We start from the raw sequence: 22,173 nt of genomic DNA, 5'->3' as shown, positions 1-22,173 counted from the left end.
GCGCGCCGCCCACCGGCGCCGATCGGGTCTCCGGGGCGGCGGGGGTGTTTCCTGAGCTGGAGCGCACGGGGCGCCGGGTCGCGCGGGGCGCCGGAGGCGGTCAGCCCTCCGTCTTGATGTGCTTGCGGGCGAAGTCGAGCTGGGCCGACATCTGGGCGATCCGCTCGGAGACGACCAGCGAGCCGTGCCCCGCGTCGTAGCGGTAGACCTCGTGCTCGTGACCGCGCTCGGCGAGCCGGGACACGTAGGTCTCGACCTGCCCGATGGGGCAGCGCGGGTCGTTCTTCCCGGCCAGGATCAGCACCGGCGCCTCGACCTGGTCGACGTAGGCGATCGGCGAGCAGTTCGCGTAGCGTTCCGGCTGCTCGTCCGGCGAGCCGCCGAGCAGTGCGCGGTGGTAGGCCCGCAGCGACTCGGTCTCCTCCCGGTAGGTGGACAGGTGGTCGGCGATGGGCGCGGTGGCGATGCCGGCCGCCCACGACTTGGGCTGGGTGCCCAGGCCGAGCAGTGTGAGGTAGCCGCCCCAGGACGCGCCGGACAGCACCAGCCGGTCCGGGTCGGCGACGCCGCGGTCGATCATGGTCTCCCGGACGGCGGCCACGTCGGCCAGCTCGATGTGCCCGACCTCGCCGCTCAGGGCGTCTCGCCAGGCGGAGCCGTAGCCGGTGGAGCCCCGGTAGTTGACCCGCACGACCGCGAAGCCGAGGTCCACCCATGTGGCCACCTGCGGCAGGAAGGAGTCGTCGTCCTGCGAGGTCGGCCCGCCGTGCAGCAGGAAGACCGTCGGGAACGGCCCCGAGCCGCGCGCGGGACGCGACACCAGGGCGTGGATGCGCCCGCCCGGCCCCTCCACGTCCACGTCCTCGACCGGGACCGACGGCGGAGAGGTCGGCCCGCCGTGGTTGATGACCACGTGGCCGTTGGTCGACCGGATCACCGGCGGGTGGGCGCCGCTTGACCAGGAGTACTCCACCGAGCCGTCGGGCCGGGGCGCGGCGGAGTCGATCATGCCGTGCTGGGTGTCGATCGGAAAGAGCCTGCCGCCCGCGAGGTCGTAGCGGTGCAGGTGGGTGCGGCCGCGTTTGGCGCGGACCAGGAGCAGCGCGCGGCCGTCGTCGTACCAGTCCGCGGTGATCTCACCGGAGTCCGGCAGCCAGATCTCCCGCTGGTCGCCGCTCTCCGGATCCCACACCAGCGGCTCCCTGCGTCCCCGGCGCTCGTGCAGGGTGAGCATCCTGCGGTCGCCGGGCAGAGGCGCGAAGCGCAGGCCGAGGACGCCTTTTCCCGGGCCGTCGTGCAGGTCGCCGACGGTGGCGCCGTTCGGCCGGAGCACCCGCAGCGCGGGGTGACGGGAGTCGCCGTGCTCGCTGTGACTGATCGCGATCAGCGAGCCGTTCAGGGACATGGCCGCCACGGAGGCGGCCTCGGTGTGCTCGTAGATCACGCGCGCGGGTTCGCCCGGCCGGATGACATAGATCTTGAAGCCCTCGCCGGGCCTGGCCATGCCGATCGCCGCCTCGCCGGCCGTGGACAGCGCGATCCCCGTGGGGAAGCCGGGTTCCAGGTCGATCGGCTCGCTGGGGCCACCGGTGAAGGGCTGGCGCGTCCAGCCGCCCCACTCGTCGCCCGCGGTGTCGGAGAACCACCAGATCCACTGGCCGGTGGGGTCAATGGTGCCGTGCGAGGTGCCCTTGGGCCGGGCGGTCGCCTGGCGTGTGATGCCTGTCGAGCGATCCCAGGTGTAGATCTCCCACGCGCCGGAGGCGTTGCTGCGGTAAACGGCCCGGGCCGGGGCGTGGCGCGCCCATACGGGCAGCGTCACGCGTGGCGCTCGGAACCTGGCCTGCCAGCGTTCCTCCGCCTTCATATGGCGCTTCCCCTCGTCAAGGCATGACTTCAAGCGTCCAGGCGCGGGCTCGCCGGATTGCCGTCCAGTATGTCGCTTCCACCACCGATTTGCTGCGCTAATGTGTGGGATTTTCGGGCTAAAAGTCACTCCAGTAACACGCGCCTCTAGGGTATCTGTCAAGTGGGTCGCTTGATCAGAGCCGAGGCCGAAATGTAGACAGGCGGAAGGAAGCGGCCACTTCACTGGTTTCAGGTAGTTCCATGATCTTTGTACGCATGGCTCCCGGGTCGGTGTGCCAGGCGCTCGGTCCCATCCCCACGACGGCCGCCACCGCCCCGCGTTCCAGCGTCATGCCGAACTCGTGAAGACCGCGCCCGGTTTCGAGAAAGTGGCCGCCCAGGCTCTCCGCCACCCGCCGTTCCTTCGACTCGTCCACCGAGAGCAGGCCCAGCCGCTCCACCAGCGGGGCGAGGTGCCGTGACGTCGGCGTGACCACGATCAGCGTGCCGTCGCCCCTGAGCACCCGGGCGAACTCCGCCCCGTTCCTGGGGGCGAACACGTTGAGGAGCACGTCCACCGAGTCGCTCCCGACGGGAAGCGGGCGCCACACGTCGGCCACCACGGCTCCCAGCCGGGGATGCGCCCGCGCGGCCCGCCTGATCGCGTGTTTGGACACATCCAGCGCGATCCCCACGGCACCGGGCAGCCGGTCGAGCGCCCCGGCGAGGTAGTACCCCGTCCCCGCGCCCGCGTCCGCGACCACCGCCGCCCCGGCAGGGCACGCCACCTCCGCCCCGGTACGGCACGCCCCGGCGACCGCCTCCGCGAGCGGACCGAAATGTCCCGCTCCGAGAAACGCCTCCCTGGCCGCGACCATGGCCGCGCCGTCGGCCGTTCCGGGCACCCGCGAACCGACCAGGAGGCTGACATACCCCTGCCTGGCGATGTCGAAGGTGTGCCCCCCACGGCAGCGCAGGGCCCGATCGCCACGGTCCAGGCCGTCCGCGCAGACCGGGCAGATGAGGTGTTCGACGACGTCGGCCAGCATCCCCTCATCATCTCGCGCCCCGGACCCGGCCGGTCCGGCGGCGGGACGGGGCCGGCGCCGGAGCGGTCAGGCGGCCGACTGGATCTGCCGGAGGAAGGCGGCGTTGGAGGGGGACTTTCTGAGCCTGCCGGTGAGGAGTTCGAGGGCCTGCTGCCTCTCCAGGCCGCCCAGGGTGCGGCGCAGGCGCCAGGTCAGCTCCCGCTCGTGCGGGTCGAGAAGGATCTCCTCCCGGCGGGTGCCCGACGCGTCGAGGTCCACCGCCGGGTAGAGACGCTTGTCGGCGAGGGCTCGGCTGAGACGCAGCTCCATGTTGCCGGTCCCCTTGAACTCCTCGAAGAGGGTGTCGTCCATCCGGGAGCCGGTCTCCACCAGGGCGGTGGCGAGAATGGTCAGCGAGCCGCCGTCACGCAGGTTGCGGGCCGCGCCGAAGAAACGGCGCGGGGGGAGCAGGGCAGCGGCGTCGAGGCCACCGGCCAGGGTACGGCCCCCACCGGGGGCGAGGTTGTTGTAGGCGCGGCCCAGGCGGGTCAGCGAGTCCAGCAGCACGACGACGTCGCGGCCGGCCTCGGCGAGCCGCTTGGCGCGTTCGGCCGCGAGCTCGGCCACGGCGGTGTGATCCCGGTCGGGACGGTCGAACGTCGACGCGGCGACCTCGCCCCGGATGGACTCGCGCATCTCGGTGACCTCCTCGGGCCGCTCGCCGACGAGGACCACCATCAGGTGGCAGTCCGGGTGGTTGCGGGTGATCGCGGCGGCCATGTCCTGCAGGACCATCGTCTTGCCGGCCTTGGGCGGCGCGACGATCAGGCCGCGCTGGCCCTTGCCTATCGGCGCGAACAGGTCGACGACCCGGGTGGTCATCGACTCGGTCTCCAGGCGGAGCCGGTCGCGGGGGTGGATCGGTGTCATGTCCGCGAAGTCGGGCCTGTCGCGCCAGGCCGTCGTGCCGTTGACGCTCCGCACCTCCGTCAGCCGCTCGTACGGCCTGCGCGCACCCGCGACGACGTGGTCGCCGGGGCGCAGGCCGTACTGTCTGATCTGGGCGTGGGGCACGCGCACGTCGCCCGGACCGGCCAGGTAGCCGTGCGTCCTGATGTGCCCGTTCCTGTCGCCGACGTCGAGCAGGCCGGACACGATCTCGACGGGGGCGTCGCTCTCGCGGGGACGGGGAGGTTTCATCGTTGCCTGAGACTGGGGGGTCATGGTGACCTTTCACAAGGGGAAAAGGCGCACCGCAGGTCGAAAAGAGGCGGTGGCCGGGGAAAAGGGGGGCGGATCATCGCACGCGGCCTAGCCGGCGGTGCGTCACGCCCGATATCAAGGTAGCACCGTCAATCCGTTTCGAACAGGAGACCGGATGTCTCATCAGCCGATGACCGTGGCGGGGGTCGAGGTTCTCCCGCTCTGCGACGCCGTGGGGCCGATGGGGGAGTCGATCCGACGTCCGCTGCCCGAGATGTTCCCCGGTGGCTGCCGCGGGGAGTCCGACGACTGGGTGCCGCACTTCCACTGCTACCTGCTGCGGGACACGTCGGGCCGGACCGTGCTGGTCGACACGGGCGTCGGCCCGGAGGGCTCGCCCGCGTCGAGCTGGGCACCGGTCCCCGGGGCGCTCGGCGCCGGGCTCGCCAGGGTGGGGACGGCCCCGGAGGCCGAGCCGTTCACCCGGATCGGGTGGTGAGAGCCCCGGTTCACCGGTGCTGTCTTACAGGCACCAGGCGCCGTGTCCTGCCCCGGTAGCGGAGCACCTGCGCCGCGCCCAGTGCCCAGAGCGGGTACTGGGCGGCGAACGCCCAGCGGAAGTCGTCCAGGGTGGCCTGTCCCCTGAGGTCCAGGATGACGCCGATCAGGGCTATCAGCGTCATCGACGCGATGAACCCGCCGCCGTTCACGATGCCGATGGCCGCGCCGATCCGGGCCGCCGGGTTGAAGGTCCTGGCGTAGTCGAAGCCGATCAGTGATCCCGGGCCGTTGGCCGCGAGCACCACCACGAGCAGGACGAGCAGCCAGAGCGGCGCCCGGCCCGGCCAGAGCAGCACCGCGGTCCAGGTTCCGGCGCTGGTGCCGATCACGGTGAACACCAGCCGGGAGCGGTGGAGGGGAAACCTCCCGGCGAGATAGCCGAGCAGCGGCCCGCAGGCCATGCCGCACAGGGTCAGTGTGGACAGCAGCACGCCCGCCGTCGCGGGGGTCAGGCCCTGTCCCTGGACCAGGAACGGATAGCCCCACAGCATCAGGAACGCCGCGGCCGATGACTGGGTGGCCGCGTGGGTCCACATGCCCAGCCGGGTGCCGGGTTCGGCCCAGGCGGCACTCAGGCCGGGTTGTCGCTCCGCCCGTTCGGGGCGGGAGTCGCGTACCACCGTGAGCAGCAGGAGAACCGACACCACTCCCACCACGGCGGCGCCCATGAAGGTGGGGGTCCAGCCGTAGGTGTGCAGGGAGTGGATCAGCGGCACCGCGGAGGCGATCGCGCCGAGCTGTCCGATCAGGCCGGTGAGCTGGACCATCAGCGGGTTGCGGTGGGCCGGGAAGTGGATGTTCACCAGCCGGATCACGCTGATGAACGTCATCGCGTCACCGCAGCCGATCAGCGCCCTCCCCGCGATCCCGGGCACGAGGCCGTCGGCCAGCGCGAAGACGAGCTCGCCACCGGCCATCACGGCCGCCCCGATGACCAGCATCCACTTGGATCCGAGCCGGTCGACCAGCACTCCGACCGGTACCTGCATGATCGCGTAGACCAGTAGTTGCAGCATCGCCAGGGTGGAGAGCCCGGCCGCGCCGACGTCCAATCTCGCCGCGGCCTCGATGCCGGCGACGCCGAGGGACTGCCGGTGGAAGACGGCGACGACATAGGCGAGTACGCCCGTGGCCCAGAAGATTACGGCTTTCGCCTGTGGCGACATGAGGGGAATATTACTTTTACATGTTTTTATGGTTTTTTGGGGGCATCGTGAACAGTGGAGAGCGGTGCCTCAGACGCCGCCCCCGAGATGCCGCCCGAGCCGGAGGGCCGGCTCGGGCGGCGATGATCGGCGGAGGAGCGGGAAGACCGGCCGGGCCCCGTTACCGTCCGGTCGCCGGGCGCCCGCGACGACCGGCGACGAGCTGGTCGGCGGCGGACTGGTGGGGGACGTCGGCCCGCGGGTGGGGAGCGGTGCTCTCGTCCCGGTCGTCGACGCCGTCCCGATCCCGGTCGGCCACGGGCGCGGGAGCAGGGGTCTCCGGAGTCTCCTCCAGCCGGCGCTCCAGCTCCTGCTTCTCCCTCTCCAGGCGGCTGACGCGATCACGCGCCTCCAACCGGGAGTCGCGAAGCCTGCGCCGCTGTACGGCGGAGCGGCGCATCCCGCTGAACATGAGCGCGACACCGAACAGGAACACCGCTCCCGTGATGGCACCGGCGAAGAAGAACTCCAGCTGGGAGAGCTGGAATGTGCGGTCGAAGACCGTGAACGACGCGGTGGTGGTCGCCGTCGCGGCCTCGTCCCAGGAGACCGCGACCACCGCCGCACCCGCGAGCACGATCATGAGAAGTCCCAGCACTATCATCTGACATCACCTCAGGCTGCGTCTGCTGTGATGTTCGCTGCTGCCCCGTGGCGGCGGAATTATGCGCCGGACACCGACGGCGCCGGGAAAATCCGTCGACGGCGCCGGGGAGAAGTCGCCGCCGACGCGGAGAGAGGCCACCGACGGCGCAGGGAAAGCCATTGACGGCGCAGGGAAAGCCGCGGTTCATCGCATTTCACCCGGAGCATGTACGAGCCCCCGCGAGCAGAGGGTTCACGGACCGAACTCGCGGCTAACCTTGACCGATATGGACCGCACCCGTCTTTATCGCAACGGTGTCCTGAAGGCCGAGGGTTTCCCCATCGACGAGGTCTCCGATCACGTCGGCGACCCGTCCGCCGTGGTGTGGTTCGACCTGTGCTCACCCACCCCCTCGGACCTGGCGAAGATCAGTGAGGAGCTCGGCCTGCACGAGCTGGCCGTCGAGGACGCGCTCCACAGCCGCCAGCGCCCCAAACTGGACACCTACGACAGCCACCTGTTTCTCACCGTCTACGGCGCGAAGCTGGCGGACAGGAATCTCGACCTCATCGAGATATCGATCTTCGTCACCAAGAACGCCCTGGTCACCGTCAGGGAGAGTTCCGAGTTCGACATCGGCGAGGTGATCAGGCGCTGGGACGCCAACACCGAGATGGCCAGGTACGGCGTGCCGTACCTGCTGCACGGCCTGCTCGACTACGTGGTGGACGGATACTTCGACGTGCTGCAGGCGATGGACGACCGGGTCGAGGCGTTGGAGGACGACCTCTTCGACGACAGGCCGGGCGACCGGGCGTACATCCAGCGCCAGACCTTCGAGATGCGCAAGAAGCTGGTGCGGTTCCGGCGGCTGGCGGTGCCGATGCGCGAGATCGTGGGCAGCCTGCTCCGCAGGAGCGTGGAGATGCTGGACCCCGCGCTGGCCCCCTACTACCAGGACGTCTACGACCACACGCTGCGCACCGCCGAGTGGACCGACTCGCTGCGGGAACTGGTGGGCAACGTCCGGGAGGCCCACATCAACCAGCAGGGCTTCAAGCTCAACGACATCATGAAGAAGATCACGAGCTGGGCGGCCATCATCGCGGTACCCACGATGATCACCGGCTTCTACGGTCAGAACGTGCCCTATCCCGGCTTCAGCCATCCGATCGGCTTCTGGACCTCCAGCGCGGCCATCTTCGTGGTCTCCTCCGCCCTTTATGTGATCTTCAAGAAGCGGGGCTGGCTCTGACCGCCTCCGGCCGGACCCGTCGGGCGGGGAGGACCCCGGCCTCCACCGGCGCCTTCCATCGGCGGACGGCCTGGTCGTGGCCTGCCCGAGTCAGAACGGCCGGGGGCCGCCCGCGCCGAAGCCGGTCTCGTGGTTCCAGAGATGGGTGCACCCGGGGCACTGCAGGTGGAGCAGGCTCCCGGTGTTGCCGATGAGATAGCGCCAGTGCGCTCCGCAGTTCCGGCCGTCGCCGCAGTCGCCGCACTCCCTGTCGTCCCGGCATCCGGGGCAGGGCACCCAGGCCCTGCGCCCCATGTCGGCCTGCGGATCAAGCGGCAGCACGGCCGGGCCCCCTTCGCGGGAGCACCTCGGCCGCGACGAGCATGTCGTAGACCGCCTGCTGCCGCTCGTCGAGGCCGGAGTACAGAAGGTCGTACGCCTCCTCCTCGGCGCGCATCATCGCGGGCGGATCCCAGCCCGGCTCCAGCGCCGCCATCATCGCGGCGCGCCGCCGCGTCTCCTCCAGGGTGAGGTCGAGCTCGAAGGCGACGTGTGCGCTGCTGCTGTCCTGACTCATGTGGCGACTTTCCGGTGGGATGGCGAACGTGTGACGGACGTGATCGGCGGGCGGGGAGGCACGTGTGGTCCCGGGGTGAGGGCCGGCCGGTGTGAGGGCCGGTACAGGTCGGTATGGGTCGGTACGGGGCCCGCTCTTTGCGGTGACCCGACTGTGCGTCGGAACGGGAGCCCCACCCACTAAGGGTCTTTATCCTTTTTTATACCTTATGTCGCTTTTCTTGCCCAATGCGTGACGCATTTCACGTCCGCCCCGCGCCCGTTCTCGTGCCGTGCCGTGCCCTTCCGTGCGGCGCCCGGGGTGTGAGGTTGACCTCAACATAGATTGAGGTCCTAAGGTCCCGATGTATCGCCATCCGAGGGTGGCGGCGATGTCATCGGCGTCCGGGGGAACCCTGTACGGCCCCGTGCGGCCTCCATGTGGTCCCCGTACGGCCCCGGCGGGGGACGCCCTCCGATTCTGTCGGTGGCTGATGAGATTGTTCATGGCACCCGTAAACCAGTTCGAAGGACTCGGCCAGAGACCCCGAGGCCGCCCGACCCCCCGGAGACAACCGATGGACATGGAAGTGACCGCGTGGATGTCGCTCCACCACGCGATGAACGCCAAGGACGACCGGCGGCCGTTCTCCAAGGCGACGTTTCGGCGCATCGCGGGGTTCGCCCGGCCACACCGGCGGTGGCTGGTGTGGTTCCTGCTGCTCAGCGTCGTGATGGCGGTGCTGGCGGTCGCGACCCCCGTGCTCGCGGGGCGGGTCGTCAACGCGATCGTCCAGGGGGCGCCGGTGGACCTGGTCATCAGGCTCGCGGCGCTCATCGCCGGCATCGCGGTGGTGGAGGCCGCGCTCGGGCTGATGACGCGCTGGCTGTCGGCGAGCATCGGTGAGGGGCTCATCCTCGACCTGCGCGCCACGGTCTTCGACCACGTGCAGCGCATGCCGATCGCCTTCTTCACCCGCACCCGCACCGGCGCGCTGGTCAGCAGGCTGAACAACGACGTCATCGGCGCGCAGCGCGCGTTCAGCGACACCCTCTCCGGCGTGGTCGGCAACCTCGTCACGCTCGTGCTCACGCTCGTCGTGATGCTCGGGACCTCCTGGCAGATCACCCTGCTCGCGCTGCTGCTGCTACCGGTGTTCGTGCTGCCCGCGCGGCGGATGGGCACCCGGCTGGCACGGCTCGAACGCGAGTCGGCGAGCCACAACGCGGCCATGACCACGCAGATGACCGAGCGGTTCTCCGCGCCCGGGGCGACACTCGTGAAGCTCTTCGGCCGTCCCGCCGACGAGTCCGCCGAGTTCGTCGGCCGGGCCCGGCGGGTGCGCGACATCGGGGTGCGCACCGCGATGTCGCAGTCGGTGTTCATCACCGCGCTCGTCCTGGTCTCCGCGCTCGCGCTGGCCGTCGTCTACGGTCTCGGCGGGTTCTACGCGCTGAGCGGGCAGCTGGAGCCGGGCGCCGTCGTCGCGCTGGCCCTGCTGCTCACCCGCCTCTACGCGCCGCTGACCGCCCTGGCCAGCGCGCGGGTGGAGGTGATGAGCGCACTGGTGAGCTTCGAGCGGGTCTTCGAGGTGCTGGACCTGAAACCGCTGATCGCCGAGAAGCCGGATGCCCGGCGGGTGCCCGAGGGGCCGGTGGCGGTGGAGTTCGACGGGGTGCGCTTCGGCTACCCGTCCGCCGACAAGGTCTCGCTCGCCTCACTGGAGGAGGTCACGACCCTCGACAACCGAGGCGGCGTCGAGGTGCTGCACAACGTGTCCTTCCGTGCCGAGCCGGGGCAGATGGTGGCGCTGGTGGGGTCGTCGGGCGCGGGAAAGTCCACGATCGCCCAGCTGGCGGCGCGGCTCTACGACGTCGACGGCGGTGCCGTGCGGCTGTCCGGTACGGATGTCCGGGACCTGACCGCCGAGTCGATCCGCCAGACGCTCGGCATGGTGACGCAGGACGGCCACCTGTTCCACGAGTCGGTCCGCGCCAACCTGCTGCTGGCGCGGCCTGAGGCGTCGGAGGACGAGCTGTGGGAGGTGCTGCGCCGCGCCCGGCTCGCCGACCTGGTCGCCGCGCTGCCCGACGGGCTGGACACCGTCGTCGGTGAGCGTGGATACCGGCTCTCCGGCGGCGAGCGCCAGCGGCTGACGATCGCCCGGCTCCTGCTGGCCCGCCCCCGGGTGGTCATCCTCGACGAGGCCACCGCGCACCTGGACTCCACCTCGGAGGCGGCGGTCCAGGAGGCCCTGGGCGAGGCGCTCGCCGGGCGGACCTCGGTGGTGATCGCGCACCGGCTCTCCACCGTCCGCGCCGCCGACCTCATCTTGGTGATCGAGGACGGGCGGATCGTGGAGCGCGGCACGCACAACGACCTGATGGCCGTCGGCGGCCGTTACGAGGAGCTGTACCGGACCCAGTTCGATCAGTCCCCCGCCGGCGAACCCGTCCACTGACGCCCCGCCCCGTCAGCCCCGTCAGCCTTGTCCATCGGGTTCGTCGGGTCCGTCGGGTCCGTCGGCATGGCCGTGTTCGCTGGAATGGTCTACGCGATGACCCCGCACCGTCCTCCGCCGGCGATCGCCGGCGGGCCGTGCACCGCGCTGACCGTGATGGGCGCGACCGCGGGAGTCGCGACGGCGGTGCCCTGACGGACATCACCATCGATGGACGCGAGGGTGCCCGAGGACGATGACGGGGGCGGACGAGTGGTGCAGCACGGCATGCGCGGTGGCTCCCAGGCCGAGCGGGGATCGCGTTCGGCTGTGCGCGCCGATGACGACGAGGTCGGCGTCCGCCGACGCCTCGATCAGGGCCTTCGCCGGATGCTCGTGAACGACCGACTGGATGAGCATGACGTCGGGAAACTTCTCGCGCCATCCCGCGAGGGCTTCGGAGAGCAGGCGGGCCTCCTCCTCGCCGACGTCCTTGACGTCGTAGACGAGGGGCTGCATGTCCCCGGGCGCTCGGGTGGTGGGATGCCGCCAGGCGTGTACGGCACGCAGGGCGGCGTGTCGCAGCGCGGCCTCGCGGAAGGCGAGGTCCAGGACGGCGTCCTGGTCGGGCTCCCCGGTGACCCCCACGACGACCTCCCCGTAGTCGTCGTGTGAGCGCCGGACCACGGCCACCGGGCAGGACGCGCGGGCGGTGACGTAGCGGCTCACCGAGCCCAGCAGCAGCTCGGCGAATCCGCCGCGGCCCCGGTCTCCAACGACGAGCAGCTGCGCCTCCTCGGCGGCGGTGACGAGCGCCTCGGACGCTCCACCGTCGACGATCTCGGTGGTGACCTCCAGCCGCGGCCTGCCGGCCCGGGCGTGGATGACCGCCTGGCGCAGCATGTCCTGCGCCGCGGCCTCCGCCTCCGCCCCCCAATGGGCGGGTTGCGGGACGAGGGGGACGTGGTAGGCCCACCGGAGCGCGGCGTGCACGATTCGGAGTGGGACGTCGCGGAGCGCGGCTTCCTGACCGGCCCAGCTCACGGCCCGGAGTGAGGGCGTCGACCCGTCGACGCCGACGACGATCGGCCTTGTCATCGAAACTCCTTGAGGCTGGAGACCCCGGGCTTTAGCCCTGGGGAGGAGAGCCGGTATGGCGCCGCACGGGCTGGTAGCGTGCCCGGCGGTGGCGATAACCAGGCCACCGGATGCGTGGTTGTCTCCTCGCCGCCGGGCCGGCGGCGAGGTAAAACGCCTGTAGAGCCAGGGTAGGACCTCAAGGGCGACAGTCCGGCGGGCACCTGGTGGTGAAGCGGGAACCCCATCCCGTGAGGGTGGAGTCCCCGGCCTCAGCCGTGGGGAGGAAGTCAAACACACGTATCGGAGCGGGCGGGAACCCGGGGCGTTCAGCGAACGCCCCGGGTTCCCCGGGGGGGCTCCCGGAGGCCCTGAACGCGCTCCGGGTTCGGTGCCCTTGATCCTCCGGTCCGGCTCATCCCGCGGAAAAGGGGCCAAGGACCCCTGTCTTCGGGGCGTTGGTCCGTACAGGGCCACATCTTTGGGGATCGGGTACGGCATTCGTGCTGACCGGGGCTCGGGCCGATCGGTGCCCGGATGGGGAGTCCTGAATCGGGACTTTCAGCCCTTCCGCCGACCTGCTTTTTGGCTGATATTGGTGGGTGAGACCTGCCGTCGCCGGTTACCACGTGTGGTGTCGCGGTGATCCTCCGATGCCGGGCCGTACGACTCGTGTGAGCCGTACGAGCACGAGCGGCCTTGGCCGTCCCGCCGGTGAGCGGTGACGCCATGAGCGTCCGGGAGGGGTGAGCGGAGTGTTCATAGATCGTCAGGACGCGGGTGCGCAGCTGGGCGAACGGCTGCATGGGCTGGCCGGCGTGGAGAGCACGGTCGTCCTGGGGCTGCCCAGGGGCGGTGTGCCGGTGGCGTTCGAGGTGTCCAGGGCCCTCGGTGTTCCGCTGGATGTGATCGTGGTCCGCAAGCTCGGAGTGCCGTTCCAGCCGGAGGTGGGGTTCGGCGCCATCGGTGAGGACGGAGTGCGCGTCCTCAATCGCGATGTCGTGCGGCTCGCGAGCCTCACCGAGGACGAGATGGCCGCCGTGGAGACGCGAGAGCGGGCTGAACTTCTGCGCCGCGCGCGCCGTTTCCGCGGCGACCGGGACGCGGTGAGCCTGGTGGGCCGTACGGTGATCGTGGTGGACGACGGGGTCGCCACCGGAGGCACGGCCCGCGCGGCCTGTGAGGTCGTCCGGGAACGCGGTGCCTCGTGCGTGGTGCTCGCGGTGCCGGTGGGGACGCCGGGCACGATCGCGGATCTGCGCCAGGTCGCCGACGAGGTGGTCTGTCTGCGGATGCCCGATCATCTTTACGCGATCGGCTCCTGGTACGCCGATTTCACGCAGATCACCGATGAGCAGGTGGTCGAGTTGCTCAGGCGGGCCGCGTCTCCTCCGGGTGGGTGTCCTGAGGACTCACCGGATCCCGCGGGTGATCCCGCCGGGGGTACGGCGGATTCCGATCCGTGGTGGGGGCGTCTTCCGTGGTGCGGATCTTAAAAATGATCTCCGGCGGCAGTCGCAGGGAGTTGTGCACGGCGCTGTGCTCGATGACCGTGGTGAAGGAGTCTCGCAGCCCTTCGGGCACCCCAGGGGCCTCGACGACCAACTCGATCCGGCCGACCCGCGCCGGCCGTACGTCCAGGTCGTAGTGGGCGGTCACGGTGACACCGGCGGGTAGCTCACACCGGTGGAGATAGCGTTCGGCGCGATGGGCGACGCAGGCCGCGAGGCTCCCGACGAGCAGCTCGACCGGGTCGGGGCCGGTGTCGCCTCCGCCGAAGTCCCTGGACTGGTCGATTCGGAGGGTGTGCCGGCGGATCTGGACGTCGAAGCGGTCGCCGCCACGCCAGCTGATCTTCACGGTGCCGTTCCGGTTCTGCTCCATGGGTGGCTCCCCGGGTGTGTTCAAGTCTCCGGCGTCCGGGGTGAGGAGGCCCCGGCGGCCGTCCGTCGCTCGTACTGCCGCACGGTCGCGACACCGAGATCGAGCACGCCCCCTTTTTTTTCCCGTTGTCTCTCTCAACCTGTGCCCGTACGATCCCATCTGACCAGGGACTTAAGCCCTCGGTGTGACGGCCTCAGGTCCAATTCGGGCGGCCGATCGTCTCCACCGGTCGTCCGTCTCAGTACTAGGTCCGCTTGGCCGTTATTTTCGGGACTTTTGGCCCTACGGGCGGGGATAAGCGCTCGCGAGCATTTTCATAACCGCTGTTTCCTGTTTTCGGCACCGGAGGTTCCGACGGAGATGGATGAACTCAGGTGGAGTGGTCGCCCGGCAGGCAGGGGCGAGATACTGTCCCGCCCCTGGAATCCGCTCCGTGCGATCACGCGGATCCGTCCCCACGGCGTCATCGTGCTGTCGATCCGGGGCGAACTGGACATTGCCACGGAGAAGCCGCTCCGCGACCTGGTGAACACCGCCGTCCTCTGTGGCGGGCCGGGGGTGACGCTCGACCTCTCCGCGATCACTTTCTGCGACACGTCGGGCCTGTGGACGCTGCGACGCTGCGGCGAGGACGTACACGCCCTGGACGGCACGCTGATGCTGGCCGGCCTGTCCGACCGGATGCTCTGGCTCATGGAGGTCAGCGGCTTCTGGCGTGCCTTCGCGCCCGTCGTCTCCACGCTCAACGGCTTCGACTCCACGCCCACCCGCCCCCATCTGCTGTACCGCCCTCTCCCCGGAACCGTGCGGCCGACATTCCCGCCGCGCACGTCCCCCTCGTCCTGGGAGACGCTGCGCCTGCCTCCCGAGGCCGATCAGAGCTCGAACTGACCGGACGCGCACGGTGACGGCGAGTGAGGAGGTGCCCCAGTGGACCTGTCCACCCATCGGCCGGGGAGTCCGCGGGAACAACGCCTCGTCCGGACGGAAGGCGGTGCGCCGGCCATGAGCTGAGCACCACGGGGAGGGCCAATGGACGATCCGCACCACCGGCCGTACGACCGCACCTTCGAGGCGGTGATGTTCGACTGGTACGCCACGGGGGTGCCGGGAGGGGCCTGCGCCGTACCGATCCGCCGCCGGGTGGCTATGCTCCGCGCCGCCGGTGTGGACGTCGTGGTGATGGGTGACGGGGACCGCGACACGGTCGGCGGGGAGCCGCGCGCCCGGCCGGACGGCCCGGGACGCCTCTGGCTGTGCGTGCGCGGCGGTGACGGCGGACCCACCGAGGGCGGACCGGACGACGGAGCCGAGGCCGTACGGGCGGTTCTCGTCTCCCTGGCGGAACGCGGCGTCGGCGCCGGGCTGATTCTGATCATCGGTGATCGTTTCGGTCCGCCCGGCCGGGGGACACTCGGCGGTTCGATCCCTCTCATCCCGGAGATGGCGCGGGCGACCGCGGTGTCGGTCGGGCCGGAACCCGGCGGCTCACCGCCCGAGGTGCTCCACCTGGGAGGAGGGCCGGCCACGCTGCTGAGCCTGCTCGACCGGCAGGTACGGCGCAGGCGGCACCGGCGGACCCCCGGCGTGGACGACGATCCGGCGTGGACCATCCGCGAGACGGGCGGCGACCCGGCGCGGCACCGGGTGACCGAGGCGCTGTTCACCCTGGGCGCCGGAGGGTTCGCCACCCGAGGATCGGTGGAGGAGCCCACCCCGGGATCGGTTCCGCTGGTGCTCGCCGCGGGGATCTACACCGGCGGCGGGGCCGGACAGCACCTGCTGCCGGGGCCCCTGTGGACCGGCCTCCTCCTTGACCCGCCACCCGAGGAGGATCTGCGAACACTCGACCTGCGCAGCGGCGTGCTGACCCGGGAGGAGACAGGCCACACACCGCCCGTGCGGATGCTGCGACTGGCGTGCGTGAGCCGTCCGGGGGTGGTGGCGATGCGCGCCGAGGCGGGTGCCGGACGGCTGCGCGCGGGATCGCCACTGCGGCCTCCCCCGGAGGGGCAGGTCACCGAGGGCCGGCTCGACGGTCACAGCTGGGCACGTGTCGCCGCCGGTCGCGCCGGGATGGCCGCGGTGGCGGCGCAGCGGGTGGGCCGTGACGACGGGGTGCGCACCCTGGAGCGGATCGCCGCCTACGTGGCCGACCCCGCCCGCCGGCCGGTGCTCCGCGACGCCGCCGCGGCGCTGGAGGCGGCCGAGCGGGCCGGATTCGACCGGTTGCTCGCCGAGCAGCGAGCGGCGTGGGCCGCACGCTGGGAGGACGTGGACGTCTCCATTCCCGACGACCCCGCCGCGCAACTCGCCGTCCGGTTCGCGCTGTTCCAGCTCTGGAACAACGTCGACCGCCGCGACGAGGTGGCCGTCGGCGCGCGAGGACTGTCGGGCGGCGGTTACGCGGGTCACGTCTTCTGGGACGCCGACGTGTTCGTGCTGCCCGCCGTGGCGAGCATGCGCCCCGCCGAGGCCGGGGCCATGGTCGCCTACCGTCTCCGTCGGCTGGCCGCCGCGCGGGCCCGCGCGGCGGCCGTGGACTGCGCGGGCGCGCGATTCCCCTGGGAGTCCGCGGCCACGGGCGACGACGTGACCCCCGAGTCGGGGCATCTGGGCGGTGAGGCCGTCCCCATCCTCACCGGGCAACTGGAGGAGCACATCACCGCCGACATCGCCTGGGCGGCCGTCCACCACGCGCGGTGGAGCGGCGACCGGGGGTTCCTGGACGGCCCGGCGCGTCCCCTCCTGATCGAGACCGCCCGCTACTGGGCGTCGCGCTGCCAGGTGGACGACGAGGGAGGGGCGCACCTCGGCGACGTGATCGGGCCGGACGAGTATCACGAGGCGGTGACGGACAACGCGTTCACCAATGTGATGGCCCGGTGGAACCTGAGACGGGCAGCCGACCTGGTCGGCCCCGACCACGCCGAGGGGCGTCGGTGGCGCGCGCTCGCGGACCGCCTGGTGGACGGCTACCACCCCGCGTCGGGCCTGTATGAGCAGTTCGCCGGTTACTTCCGGCTGGAACCGCTGACGATGGAGCAGGTCGCCGTCCCGCCGGTCGCCGCGGACCTGCTGCTCGGCCGGAAGCGGCTGGCCGCCACGCAGATCATCAAACAGCCCGACGTCCTCATGCTCCACCACCTGGTGCCCGAAGAGGCCGAGGCCGGCTCGCTGGAGAGAAACCTCGACTTCTACGGCCCCCGTACCGCGCACGGCTCCTCGCTCTCACCGGCGATCACGGCCTGCCTGCTGAGCCGGGCGGGACGTCCGGACGAGGCGCTCGACCTGCTCCGCGTCGCGCTGGCCCTCGATCTCGACGATCTGACCGGGACCACCGCCACCGGCCTGCACATGGCCACGCTCGGCGGCGTCTGGCAGGCGCTGCTCACCGGCTTCGCCGGCGCGCGGGTGGGCGACGACGGGATCCTCCGCCTCGACCCGAGACTGCCCACGGCATGGGGGAGCCTCGGCCTGCGGTTCCGCTGCCTGGGCCGTCGCGTCCGGCTGGACATCACCCGCGAGTCGGTGGACGTCTGGACCGACGGAGAACTGTGGCTGAGGCTGGACGCCGCAGAGGCGCGGCGCCTGGACGGCCCCGCCCGCCTGCCGCGGCGGCGCGAATGACGCGGGGGAAGCGAGGAAAGAGGCGCCACGGGGAGGAGGGATAACACCACGGGGGAGAGACGACACACGCGAGGGGAGGGAACATGCGACATGTGCTGGCCGTCGTCGACGACACGGGTGGAGCCTCGGGCGTGATCGCCGTCGCCGGGGCGATGGCGGAGGTCCTGCGCGCGGACGTCCGGGAGGTGCGTATCGCCGTGGGCTCCGGAGGGCGGGACGTCGAGACGGCGGTGCTCCACGAGCTCGAACAGAAGGGCACGATCCTCGGCGTCCTCGCCGACGGCACCCTGCCCGGGGACGTCTCCTGGCGTGTCGTGCGCCGATCCACCAAACCGGTCATCCTGCTGCCCTCGCGGATGAGAACACCCGAGGCGTCTCGCAAGGTCATCTCACGGGTGCTCCTGCCGCTGGACGGCTCCCCCGAGGCCGCCGCCGCCGTCACCGAGACGGCCGGGCTGTTCACCCGCACCGGCGTCGACCTGGTGGTCCTGCACGTCTTCGACCAGGTGACCACTCCCCGCTGCTGGGACCAGGCCGCACACGCCAGGCAGGCGTGGGAGGAGGAGTTCCTGGCCCGCCACTGCGCGCATCCCGGCGTGCGGATGGAACTGCGCAGCGGGGTCGTGGAGGAGCAGGTGGTGAACGTGGCGGTCGAGGAGTACGTGGATCTCATCACGCTGGGCTGGTCACGGCGGATCGGCCGGGGGAGGGCGCGGACCGTCCGCAGGATCGTGGCCGACGCCGACGTCCCGGTCATGCTGATCCCGATGACACGGCGTGCGGCGCCCCCGCCCCCTCCCTGAGGCGTTCCGCCCCCGAGGCGCCGCCCCGCCCGAACCTCCGCGCGGATCCCCGCCTGAGTCCCCGCGCGGATCTACGGGCGGGACCGGTGTCACCGGTCCCCGGTGCCCATGGAGACGCAGAAACAGGTGCCACCGGGCACCGCGCAGTTCACCGCGACGAGGAACAGCGCCTCACGCCGCCTGCGGTAGGCCGGATCGGGGTGCCTGCCGCCGAGGAACACCCGCTCCTGTACGGCTATCGCGGCCAAGTCGCAGGAACGCACCCCCAGCAGGACGACGCGGGGAGCCTCCTGGCCGGCCCCCTCCACCGCTCCGTCGCGCATCCGGGACAGCGCCTGCCGGGGCGGCTGGGTGTAGCGCTCGGCCGAGTCGGGGCTCGCGGCGAAACCGAACACCAGATCGTCATCCCGCTCGGTCAGCCGGTAACAGCCGGGCCGCTGCTCGTCCCCTCGCCCGGCGGGCAGCGGCCCGGCGGAGGAGATCTCGGCGAACCGGACGGCCCCGTCCCGCACCGTCGGCCCGACAACGGTGAAACCACGGGACCACAGCTCGGCGATGAGCGGTTCCAGCGTCTCCACCACAACGCCGTCCATGAACGGCCCCCCGTTACCCCCGCTTTTCGGCACGCCTCCCCGCGCACCGCCCCGGTGGGACCACGCGCCATGCCGTCTTTCATCCACAGGGACCCATCGGCCACGCTGACGGAACGTCCGAGATTCCCCCGATGACCACCGCGCCTCACAGGTACGGCGATTCGGCGCCGAGCCCTCGCGTCCGTCTCCGAGGCCCATCCTGCGGAGACCGTACGGCGAGGGCAGCGGCGCCGTTCAGCACAGAACTCTTCGCCCCCCAGGCGAGAGAGGCCGGACAAGCGGCCCTGTTCCATCATCAAGATTCGCTAGAGGCAGCACCTCCTCACGCCAAAACTCTTGATCACAAACGGTACGGCCCGACCGGGCGCCGCAAGCAGTGCCGAAGGTCCCTTTCCCCATGGCCAAGAGACCCTGCCCGCCCCCGCCCCCGCCCCCGCGCCCGTCAGGCCGTTCCGGCTTGGTCGCTTTCAGTCCACCCGTGGAACGAAGGTCATCGGGTTCTGCCACGCCCACCACCGGTCGCTCACACCCGCTCAGCACGCGGCCGGAGTCCGCACCTCCATCGGTCGGTCCCCGAACACCTGGCCGCCGTCCTCGCCCGGCACAGCGAAATCCTCGATCGAATACGCGGTAGGTGACCTACTCGGACCATCCCCGCATGCGCGGGGAGCACGACAGCATTCAGCAGAAGATGGGCGACTCCACGGGACCATCCCCGCGTGCGCGGGGAGCACGACGGAGTCGGTTCCGAACGCGGCAGGAGGCCGGGACCATCCCCGCGTGCGCGGGGAGCACAAGCAGTACGCAGAGGGAATCTTGGCCGCTCTGGGACCATCCCCGCGTGCGCGGGGAGCACGACGGCAGAAGACCACCCGGTGGAAGGTCTCCGGGACCATCCCCGCGTGCGCGGGGAGCACGTCCCGGAGGGCGCGCACGTCAAGACGTGCCTGGGACCATCCCCGCGTGCGCGGGGAGCACGACAGGCCGTCAAGGCCCCTGCCGCTCGGTGCGGGACCATCCCCGCGTGCGCGGGGAGCACATCGCCGACCAGACCAGGGCGAGCGCCTCGACGGGACCATCCCCGCGTGCGCGGGGAGCACGCCTCCCATGCCCTGCCACGCGGCGAGACCCGGGGACCATCCCCGCGTGCGCGGGGAGCACTCCAACTCCGCGTTCCGGGCGGCCAACAGGCTGGGACCATCCCCGCGTGCGCGGGGAGCACTTCTGGCAGGAACACGAGATCGCGCGGCCGCTGGGACCATCCCCGCGTGCGCGGGGAGCACGGGGGGAGCCGAGACCGGCGCGAGCCGGCCCCGGGACCATCCCCGCGTGCGCGGGGAGCACGCCCACCGGTTCGACCTGGACGCGGCACTGGCGGGACCATCCCCGCGTGCGCGGGGAGCACCGGTTGCATCTGCTCCCGCGCGAGGGTTGCGAGGGACCATCCCCGCGTGCGCGGGGAGCACGGCTGCTCTCCATATTTTCCTCTCAGGGTGCGAGGACCATCCCCGCGTGCGCGGGGAGCACATGAAGGCCGCCCGGCCGCTCTTGCCGCTCTGAGGACCATCCCCGCGTGCGCGGGGAGCACTCCTCCAGTTTCGTGAGCACAGATGCCGGAACGGGACCATCCCCGCGTGCGCGGGGAGCACGCCATCGGTGACATGTGATCACCTTCCGATCAGGGACCATCCCCGCGTGCGCGGGGAGCACTGTCGGGTCGCCCTCCCACGCTGTCGGGATCTGGGACCATCCCCGCGTGCGCGGGGAGCACGCTGTGACCGTGACCTGGGCCGGGCCCGACACGGGACCATCCCCGCGTGCGCGGGGAGCACTGGGTGATGCCCAGCAGGTTCTCGCCCTGGCCGGGACCATCCCCGCGTGCGCGGGGAGCACTGGTCATCAGGTACCAACGGGAGTCGGCTCGGGGGACCATCCCCGCGTGCGCGGGGAGCACGCCGCACTGGGGGAGCTGGCCATCCTCCCGGCGGGACCATCCCCGCGTGCGCGGGGAGCACCCGCTCATGCCGGGGATTCCGGACGCCAAAATGGGACCATCCCCGCGTGCGCGGGGAGCACACCTCGTGTGACGTCGACAGGTAGGCCGGGCGGGGACCATCCCCGCGTGCGCGGGGAGCACGCCCCACTTGTAATGTCTTTTATTCGGTCAAGGGGACCATCCCCGCGTGCGCGGGGAGCACCCCCACGGGGGCCTGTTCGTGCCTGAGCGTGCGGGACCATCCCCGCGTGCGCGGGGAGCACAGGGTGTGCGTGACCGGCTGCCCGTCGCCGCTGGGACCATCCCCGCGTGCGCGGGGAGCACTCTGCCTGACCTGCGGGGTTGTCGGCGGTGAGCGTGAAATTCGAGCACTTTCAAAGGGTCGGACATTTCGGGCGCCACCTGGATTTGTTGTCTCCACGTCCTGCAGCAGGGTAGTCCACGCCTGCCGTGGGACGTGCTCGACGCAGCCCGCACCCACCGGCTCCAGTACGGCGGCCCGCCCGTCTACGGCGCCACGGTACGGACCACCCCGGACGGGACGATCCATCTGCGGCGCGGCCGGTGGACGGCCACCACCGGGTAACCGACGGCACCCCGGGGCGTCCCTGTGGACCACCCTCCGCGTGCGCGGGGAGCGCGACCGCGACCTGGACGGCGTGAGCGGGAACCGCTCAGACAGGGGGCGCCCGGACAGGGTGGTGCCCGGACGGCCGGTGGCGCCCCAGGCGGCTCGCGGGGCGCGTCATCACGAGCCGTCCGGGGTCAGCGGGGACGTCCCGGCAGGCGGCGTGTCACTTGTCGCGTTTCTGTGTGCTGTCTGCCAGGAGTGCGAGGACTTCTGCTTGGCGGTAGCGGCGGTGTCCGCCGAGGGTGCGGATGCTGGTGAGTTTTCCTGCCTGGGCCCAGCGGGTGACGGTTTTGGGGTCGACGCGGAACATGATTGCGACCTCGGTGGGGGTGAGCAGCGCCTCGAACCGGGGCGGGAGGGCTGGGAAGGGGGTGACGAGGGCGGAGCCGTCGCCACCGATGACCTTGATGTCTTGCATGGGGGAATCTCTCTTGGTGGGTGTCGGGGGGACTATCGGCGGGCCTGGTCGTGGATGACGCCGGGCGGGGTGATGATGTCGAGGTCGCGGTCGGTCACGGTCGTCGCCGGAGCAGGTTGGCGCATATCAGCAGGGCGGTTAGGGGCCACAGCAGGCTGCTGCCAAGCGTGGCCAGGATGATCAGGGAGCGGGGGCGCATGCCCAGGTGCCGGGCTCCGGGGGTGAAGAGGCGGTGGGTGAGGCGTGGGGTGGTGGCGATGTGCAGGGCGCATCCGGTGAGCCAGGCCAGTGCGCCGGCGCCGTACAGCCACAGCGTGAGGATCAGGGTGTCGAGCACGGCTCTCCTGACGGTGCGTGGGGGCGGGCGGGTGATGCCCGGCCGCCGGGCCGACTTCCTGGTCGCCGAGGGGGTGGTCGACGACATCAGCCATGAGGGCTTGCGCATCCTGCTCCGCGAGGAAGGCGTCTCCTTTCAACGGG

20 protein-coding genes, 1 pseudogene and 1 CRISPR repeat array are annotated in these 22,173 nt (G+C 71.2%); of the genes and pseudogenes, 9 read left to right on the top strand and 12 right to left on the bottom strand.

Annotated elements, in window-relative coordinates:
- Positions 1-100 precede the first annotated feature (100 nt).
- The 3 genes from ABZ194_RS25665 to rho form a co-directional block, all read right to left on the bottom strand.
- Positions 101-1,867, bottom strand: a complete 1,767-nt coding sequence (locus ABZ194_RS25665) for a prolyl oligopeptidase family serine peptidase (protein ID WP_355599565.1) — start codon at positions 1,865-1,867, stop codon at positions 101-103.
- 175 nt (positions 1,868-2,042) lie between these two features.
- Positions 2,043-2,897, bottom strand: coding sequence for a putative RNA methyltransferase (locus tag ABZ194_RS25660; RefSeq protein ID WP_355599564.1), 855 nt, complete (start codon positions 2,895-2,897; stop codon positions 2,043-2,045).
- 66 nt (positions 2,898-2,963) lie between these two features.
- Positions 2,964-4,076, bottom strand: a complete 1,113-nt coding sequence (gene rho / locus ABZ194_RS25655) for a transcription termination factor Rho (RefSeq protein WP_355599563.1) — start codon at positions 4,074-4,076, stop codon at positions 2,964-2,966.
- Positions 4,077-4,254: 178 nt separating this feature from the next.
- Here rho and ABZ194_RS25650 point away from each other — a divergent pair, with 178 nt between their 5' ends.
- Positions 4,255-4,578 (top strand): hypothetical protein, encoded by a 324-nt coding sequence (locus ABZ194_RS25650; protein WP_355599562.1) that lies wholly within the window; start codon positions 4,255-4,257, stop codon positions 4,576-4,578.
- 10 nt (positions 4,579-4,588) lie between these two features.
- Here ABZ194_RS25650 and ABZ194_RS25645 read toward each other — a convergent pair whose 3' ends face one another.
- Both ABZ194_RS25645 and ABZ194_RS25640 read right to left on the bottom strand, forming a co-directional pair.
- Entirely contained in the window at positions 4,589-5,806 is a 1,218-nt protein-coding gene (locus ABZ194_RS25645; RefSeq protein WP_355599561.1) for an MFS transporter, read from the bottom strand.
- A 160-nt stretch (positions 5,807-5,966) separates the two neighbouring features.
- Positions 5,967-6,449, bottom strand: a complete 483-nt coding sequence (locus tag ABZ194_RS25640; protein ID WP_355599560.1) for a hypothetical protein — start codon at positions 6,447-6,449, stop codon at positions 5,967-5,969.
- Positions 6,450-6,717: 268 nt separating this feature from the next.
- On the opposite strand from ABZ194_RS25640, the gene ABZ194_RS25635 reads away from it, so the two are divergent.
- Positions 6,718-7,686, top strand: a complete 969-nt coding sequence (locus ABZ194_RS25635; RefSeq protein ID WP_355599559.1) for a magnesium transporter CorA family protein — start codon at positions 6,718-6,720, stop codon at positions 7,684-7,686.
- A gap of 90 nt (positions 7,687-7,776) precedes the next feature.
- Here ABZ194_RS25635 and ABZ194_RS25630 read toward each other — a convergent pair whose 3' ends face one another.
- Together ABZ194_RS25630 and ABZ194_RS25625 are read right to left on the bottom strand one after the other, a co-directional pair.
- The gene (locus tag ABZ194_RS25630; RefSeq protein ID WP_355599558.1) at positions 7,777-8,007 is read right to left on the bottom strand and encodes a hypothetical protein; all 231 of its coding nucleotides are present in this window, start codon (positions 8,005-8,007) and stop codon (positions 7,777-7,779) included.
- Positions 7,994-8,242 (bottom strand): DUF6400 family protein, encoded by a 249-nt coding sequence (locus ABZ194_RS25625; RefSeq protein WP_355599557.1) that lies wholly within the window; start codon positions 8,240-8,242, stop codon positions 7,994-7,996. Before ABZ194_RS25625 ends, ABZ194_RS25630 begins: the two co-directional genes overlap by 14 nt.
- A 556-nt stretch (positions 8,243-8,798) precedes the next feature.
- Here ABZ194_RS25625 and ABZ194_RS25620 point away from each other — a divergent pair.
- Both ABZ194_RS25620 and ABZ194_RS25615 read left to right on the top strand, forming a co-directional pair.
- Positions 8,799-10,682 (top strand): ABC transporter ATP-binding protein, encoded by a 1,884-nt coding sequence (locus tag ABZ194_RS25620; protein WP_355599556.1) that lies wholly within the window; start codon positions 8,799-8,801, stop codon positions 10,680-10,682.
- A gap of 66 nt (positions 10,683-10,748) precedes the next feature.
- Positions 10,749-10,877 carry a hypothetical protein gene (locus ABZ194_RS25615; protein WP_355599555.1) on the top strand — a complete coding sequence of 43 codons (129 nt, stop codon included), beginning with the start codon at positions 10,749-10,751 and terminating at the stop codon, positions 10,875-10,877.
- A gap of 6 nt (positions 10,878-10,883) precedes the next feature.
- On the opposite strand, the gene ABZ194_RS25610 is transcribed toward ABZ194_RS25615, so the two are convergent.
- Entirely contained in the window at positions 10,884-11,759 is an 876-nt protein-coding gene (locus ABZ194_RS25610; protein ID WP_355599554.1) for a universal stress protein, read from the bottom strand.
- Positions 11,760-12,493: 734 nt separating this feature from the next.
- On the opposite strand from ABZ194_RS25610, the gene ABZ194_RS25605 reads away from it, so the two are divergent.
- Positions 12,494-13,234: a phosphoribosyltransferase gene (locus ABZ194_RS25605; RefSeq protein WP_355599553.1), complete on the top strand. Its 741-nt coding sequence runs from the start codon at positions 12,494-12,496 to the stop codon at positions 13,232-13,234.
- Positions 13,235-13,250: 16 nt separating this feature from the next.
- On the opposite strand, the pseudogene ABZ194_RS25600 reads toward ABZ194_RS25605, so the two are convergent.
- A pseudogene (locus ABZ194_RS25600) lies at positions 13,251-13,622 on the bottom strand (OsmC family protein); the annotation flags it as partial.
- Between the two features lie 360 nt (positions 13,623-13,982).
- Between ABZ194_RS25600 and ABZ194_RS25595 the strand changes: the two are divergent.
- The 3 genes from ABZ194_RS25595 to ABZ194_RS25585 all read left to right on the top strand — a co-directional run bounded on the left by ABZ194_RS25595 (position 13,983) and on the right by ABZ194_RS25585 (position 18,055).
- Positions 13,983-14,513, top strand: coding sequence for an STAS domain-containing protein (locus ABZ194_RS25595; protein ID WP_355599552.1), 531 nt, complete (start codon positions 13,983-13,985; stop codon positions 14,511-14,513).
- 141 nt (positions 14,514-14,654) lie between these two features.
- Entirely contained in the window at positions 14,655-17,252 is a 2,598-nt protein-coding gene (locus ABZ194_RS25590) for a glycosyl hydrolase family 65 protein (RefSeq protein WP_355599551.1), read from the top strand.
- 83 nt (positions 17,253-17,335) lie between these two features.
- Complete coding sequence (locus tag ABZ194_RS25585) at positions 17,336-18,055, top strand: universal stress protein (protein WP_355599550.1); 720 nt, start codon at positions 17,336-17,338, stop codon at positions 18,053-18,055.
- 89 nt (positions 18,056-18,144) lie between these two features.
- Here the strand turns inward: ABZ194_RS25585 and ABZ194_RS25580 are convergent, their stop codons facing one another.
- Complete coding sequence (locus ABZ194_RS25580) at positions 18,145-18,648, bottom strand: hypothetical protein (protein ID WP_355599549.1); 504 nt, start codon at positions 18,646-18,648, stop codon at positions 18,145-18,147.
- 644 nt (positions 18,649-19,292) lie between these two features.
- Positions 19,293-20,968: direct repeats of the CRISPR family, unit length 28 nt; unit sequence GGACCATCCCCGCGTGCGCGGGGAGCAC.
- 133 nt (positions 20,969-21,101) lie between these two features.
- Between ABZ194_RS25580 and ABZ194_RS25575 the strand changes: the two genes are divergently transcribed.
- On the top strand, positions 21,102-21,230 hold the full coding sequence (locus tag ABZ194_RS25575; RefSeq protein ID WP_355599548.1) for a hypothetical protein: 129 nt from the start codon (positions 21,102-21,104) through the stop codon (positions 21,228-21,230).
- Between the two features lie 208 nt (positions 21,231-21,438).
- Here ABZ194_RS25575 and ABZ194_RS25570 read toward each other — a convergent pair whose 3' ends face one another.
- Together ABZ194_RS25570 and ABZ194_RS25565 are read right to left on the bottom strand one after the other, a co-directional pair.
- On the bottom strand, positions 21,439-21,612 hold the full coding sequence (locus ABZ194_RS25570; protein WP_355599582.1) for a BldC family transcriptional regulator: 174 nt from the start codon (positions 21,610-21,612) through the stop codon (positions 21,439-21,441).
- 175 nt (positions 21,613-21,787) lie between these two features.
- Positions 21,788-22,030, bottom strand: coding sequence for a hypothetical protein (locus tag ABZ194_RS25565; protein ID WP_355599547.1), 243 nt, complete (start codon positions 22,028-22,030; stop codon positions 21,788-21,790).
- Positions 22,031-22,173: the final 143 nt, after the last annotated feature.

The organism is Streptosporangium sp. NPDC006007 (genome assembly GCF_040614315.1).
Lineage (GTDB): Bacteria > Actinomycetota > Actinomycetes > Streptosporangiales > Streptosporangiaceae > Streptosporangium.
The sequence above is the reverse complement of the archived record's forward strand: the minus strand, read 5'-3'. Positions and strand labels throughout refer to the sequence as shown.